The sequence below is a fragment of the Rhodococcus sp. R1101 genome (genome assembly GCF_000278445.1).
Classification (GTDB): Bacteria; Actinomycetota; Actinomycetes; order Mycobacteriales; family Mycobacteriaceae; genus Rhodococcus; species Rhodococcus gordoniae.
The window spans coordinates 1-4,405 of the sequence record NZ_AJVB01000312.1 but is presented as its reverse complement, the minus strand read 5'-3'; the positions used below and the strand labels follow the sequence as shown (position 1 = coordinate 4,405).

Genomic DNA, 4,405 nt, shown 5'->3' with positions numbered 1-4,405 from the left:
CTTTCGGCACAATCGATCGGGTGCAGCTCCTGACGACCGATGACGAGATCAAACGCCGAGACCTCCGCCGTATGAAGGCGGTCGCGACCGGGTTCCTCGTCGTTGCCGCGATCATCTATCTCTTCTGCCGGTGGCAGGAAACCCGCGGCGCCGGGGCGTGGGTGGGTTACGTGCGGGCGGCGTCCGAGGCCGGCATGGTCGGCGCGCTCGCCGACTGGTTCGCCGTGACCGCCCTGTTCCGGCACCCGTTGCGGATTCCCGTCCCGCACACGGCGATCATCAAGCGGAAGAAGGACCAGCTCGGTGCCAACCTGAGCTCGTTCGTCGGCAGCAACTTCCTCGCCCCCGAAGTGGTGTCCGCCAAGGTCGAGTCGGCGCAGATCCCGCTGCGGGTCGGTAGCTGGCTCGCCGAACCCGCCAACGCCGCCCGGGTCGCCAAGGAGACGTCGACGGTCCTGCGGGGTGTGGTCGGGATCCTGCGGGAGGACGACATCCAGCAGATCATCGACCACACCATCGTCAAACGCATCGCCGAACCGGAGTGGGGACCGCCGCTCGGGCGTGTCCTCACCGAGCTGCTCGCCGAGAACCGGCACCTCCCGCTCGTCGACATGCTCGCCGAACGAGCGCACCAGTGGGCGCTCGGGAGTCAGGAGACCATCGATCGCGTGATCAGCCGCGACTCGCCGTCGTGGTCGCCGAAGTTCGTCGACCTGCTGCTCGGGGAGAAGATCCACCGCGAACTCGTGGAGTTCACGTGGAAGATCCGTTCGAATCCCGACCACGAGGTGCGCCTCGCGGTCAACAAGTTCCTGGCCGACTACGCCCGCGACCTGCAGAGCGATCCCGTGACCATCGCCAAGGCGGAGAAGGTCAAGGCCGAGATCATGGGGCGGGACGAGATCACCGGGCTCGCCGCGGCGACCTGGCGGACGGCGAAGCGGATGATCCTGGACTCGGTGGACGACCCGAACAGCACGCTGCGCACGAAGATCGCGGAGAACGTCATGGCGTTCGGTATCCGGGTACGCGAGGACGCCGAATTGCGAACCAAGATCGACGGCTGGCTGCTCGACGCGGTGCGCTTCGTCGCGGCCAACTACGCCGACGAGATCACCTCCGTCATCCGCGAGACCGTCGAGCGCTGGGACGCGGAGGAAGCCAGCCGCAAGATCGAGCTCGCGGTGGGGCGCGACCTGCAGTTCATCCGCATCAACGGCACGGTGGTCGGCTCGCTCGCCGGACTCGCGATCTACACGGTGTCCGAACTGCTGTTCGCGTGACACCCGTCACGTGCTAGCAGAGTGCTTGCTGTAGCTAGCACCTGTCCGTAGAGTGGGTCTCGTGTCCACGGAACCAGATCCGATCGAGGGCTCGGACACGCCGGACGACAGTGCCGGGCCGGGGGATATCGCCGCACGGGTGGTCAACAACGCCGCCCAGGACATCGGTGCGTTCATCCGGTCCCAGCGCGAGGCTGCTCAGGTCTCACTCCGTCAGTTGTCGAAACTGGCCGGTGTCAGCAACCCGTACCTGAGCCAGGTCGAACGCGGCCTGCGCAAGCCGTCCGCAGAAGTGCTCGCCCAGATCGCCAAGGGGCTGCGGCTCTCGGCAGAGGTTCTCTACGTACGAGCGGGGATCCTCGAGCATCGAGCGGAGAGCGCCGTGCGCGATGCGGTGCTCGTCGACACCGTTCTCACCGAACGGCAGAAGCAGGTCCTGCTCGACATCTACGACTCGTTCTGCCGAGAGAACCGGCAGGACGCCGGCGATGCCCGGCCCGACCATCCGACAGACTTCGACGAGGAGAAATCTCCATGACCGATCCCACCAGCATCCGAACCTCCCTCTACGCCGCGGTCGGTGCCGGCGACGCCGTCGTCCAGGCCGTCGCCGACCTCGTGGCCCAGGCGCGTCGTCGTGCGGAAACCAACCGCAACGAGGTCGCCGACCGGGTCGAAACCGCCCGCGACCGCTTCGCGGCCCTGCCCGCCGATCTCACCGAGACCGTCGAATCCCTCCGCGAGCGTCTCGCCGAACTTCCGGCGGAGCTGCCCGAGGAGATCGCGGAACTGCGTGAGCGTTTCAGCTCCGACGAACTGCGCAAGGTGGCCGAGGCGTACCTGAAGGTGGCCTCCGACCTCTACACCGCTCTCGCCGAGCGCGGCGAGGAGACCATCGAGCGCCTGCGTACCCAGCCGGGCCTCGAGGACGGCATCGGTCGTGCCGAAGCGGTGCTCGGCGACGCCGCCGATCTCACGGAGGAAGCCCTCGGGACGGTGGCCCGCCGGACCCGCGAGGTCGGCGAGCAGGCCGCGAAGCTCGCGGGTCGTGCGGCCGGCCGCATCTCGGAGGCGAGCGACGACGTGAGCGAGGCCGTGTCGAGCGCCGGCGACAAGGCCGCCGAGCGTGTCGTCGCACTCGGTGAGCGTGCCGAGGAGGCGGGCTCCGAGACCGCGGGACGGGTCGAGTCGGCGCGCGGCGAGGTTCGCGAGGCGGCCGACAAGGCTGCCGAGAAGGTCGAATCGGTGGCCACCCCGGTCGAGCCGGTCGCGGTGACCCCCGCCAAGGCCCCCGCGAAGGCCCCGGCCAAGGCTCCCGCCAAGACGCCCGCGGCGAAGGCTCCGGCCAAGACCCCGGCCAAGGCCCCCGCCAAGACGCCCGCGGCGAAGGCTCCGGCCAAGAAGACCCCTGCCAAGAAGGCGGCGCCGCGCAAGACCAGCGGCTCCTGACCTGCGGCGATCGATCGGCCCCTGCGCGAACTCGCGCGGGGGCCGATTCTCGTAGACTGGTGAGGTGACGAATGTCGATTCTCTTGCCGGTCTGATCATCCTCGCGCTGCAGATCATCGCCATTGCCGGGGCGGGATTCGCGCTGTTCCACGTGGTGCGTCAGCCCGCCGAGGCGTTTCCGGCCGTCGACAAGCTGAGCAAACCCATCTGGCTCGGCATCCTCGTGGCCGCGCTGCTCGTCCTCGTCGTCTTCGGCGCGGTCGGTCTGCTCGGCATCATCGCGGTGGTGGCGGTGTGCGTGTACCTCGTGGACGTCCGTCCGCGTGTCGAGGAGGTTCAGCGTCCTCGGTGGTGACCGGGGAGGTTCGGCGTCCTCGGTGGTAGGGCGCATGCGCGTGCGGCTCGCTTGACAAGTGTGATCCAGATAATGACACTTCGGGTAACGGATAATTTCCGAGACGAGGTGGTCGGCGATGACGCTCCTGCGAAAGCACGACAGCCTGCCGGGTGAACATTCCGCGGACGCCCGGCAGGAGACCGCGCAACGCCTGCTCGATTCGGCGGCACGGCTGTCCTACGATCCCGGGCTCGAGATCGACTGGGACGCGCCACTCGTGGACGGCAAGTACGGCATGACGCCGGAGTGGTGCAGCCTGTACGGCACCGACCTGTGGGAACGCATGTCGGAGGACCAGCGCATCACCCTCACCGAGCACGAGGCCGCGAGCATCGCCGGTACCGGCATCTGGTTCGAGATGATCCTCATGCAGATGCTCGTCCGCGATCTCTACCGGCGCGATCCGGCGACCCCCTACGTGCAGTTCGGTCTCACCGAGATCGCAGACGAATGCAGGCACTCGGTCATGTTCGCCCGGTCGGCGCAGCGGTACGGGATACCGTCCTATCGTCCCCGGCGCTGGATCCGCGAGACGGGCCGGGTGTTCAAGGCTGTGGCTCGCGGCGCTCTCGCCTACGGCGGCACCCTGTTCGCCGAGGAGATCCTCGACATGATGCAGCGCGACTTCCTGCGCGACGAACGGGTGCAGCCGATCACCCGGACGGTGAGTCACATCCACGTCGTGGAGGAGTCGCGGCATATCCGTTACGCCCGCGAGGAGACCCGCAGGCGGTCGGCGCGACTCGGCCGCCTCGAACGAGCATGGATCCGGCTCCACCTCGGGGTGAGCGCCTACTTCGTCGTCACCAGTCTGGTGAACGACCAGGTGTACGCCGCGGCCGGACTCGACGTCGACGAAGCGAAGAAGGCCGCGCGGGAGAACAAGCACTATCACGACAGGCTCCGTCAGGGCACCCGCCGCACCATCGAGTTCCTCGACGAGGTGGGACTGGTCGGCGGTCCGTCCACCCTGCTGCTGCGTCGCGCGCACGTCCTGTGACACCGCGCCGCTCCACCGAACCGACAGGAGATCTGCACCCGTGAGAAAGCCGTCCCCGACCGCGTCGATCGTCGCGGGATCGATCGTCCTTGCCGCCGCGGCGTCCACCGCCGTCCTCGTTCGCCGGCGTCGCCGGGCGGTCGTGCGTGCCGAGGATGTCGCGCCGCACGCCCTGCTGCGGGAGCCGGAGATCGAACCCGAGGTTGTCGACGTGCGCACCGAGGACGGTGCTCGCCTCAACGTGCTCGCGTACGGCGACGCGGATGCCCCCGTGCT

The 4,405-nt window shown here is 68.3% G+C and carries 5 protein-coding genes and 1 pseudogene; all 6 read left to right on the top strand.

All coding sequences use genetic code 11. From position 1 onward, the window contains the following. Positions 1-71: 71 nt before the first annotated feature. Entirely contained in the window at positions 72-1,283 is a 1,212-nt protein-coding gene (locus R1101_RS0116720) for a DUF445 domain-containing protein (RefSeq protein WP_425337685.1), read from the top strand. Positions 1,284-1,344: 61 nt separating this feature from the next. Continuing rightward, positions 1,345-1,821 carry a helix-turn-helix domain-containing protein gene (locus R1101_RS0116715; RefSeq protein WP_026003373.1) on the top strand — a complete coding sequence of 159 codons (477 nt, stop codon included), beginning with the start codon at positions 1,345-1,347 and terminating at the stop codon, positions 1,819-1,821. Then, entirely contained in the window at positions 1,818-2,732 is a 915-nt protein-coding gene (locus R1101_RS0116710; protein WP_016934519.1) for a hypothetical protein, read from the top strand. Before R1101_RS0116715 ends, R1101_RS0116710 begins: the two co-directional genes overlap by 4 nt. Positions 2,733-2,796: 64 nt before the next feature. Next, the gene (locus R1101_RS0116705; RefSeq protein ID WP_016934518.1) at positions 2,797-3,087 is read left to right on the top strand and encodes a DUF2516 family protein; all 291 of its coding nucleotides are present in this window, start codon (positions 2,797-2,799) and stop codon (positions 3,085-3,087) included. Positions 3,088-3,205: 118 nt separating this feature from the next. Next, the gene (locus R1101_RS0116700; RefSeq protein ID WP_016934517.1) at positions 3,206-4,129 is read left to right on the top strand and encodes an AurF N-oxygenase family protein; all 924 of its coding nucleotides are present in this window, start codon (positions 3,206-3,208) and stop codon (positions 4,127-4,129) included. 40 nt (positions 4,130-4,169) lie between these two features. Further along, a pseudogene (locus R1101_RS27140) lies at positions 4,170-4,405 on the top strand (alpha/beta fold hydrolase); the annotation flags it as partial.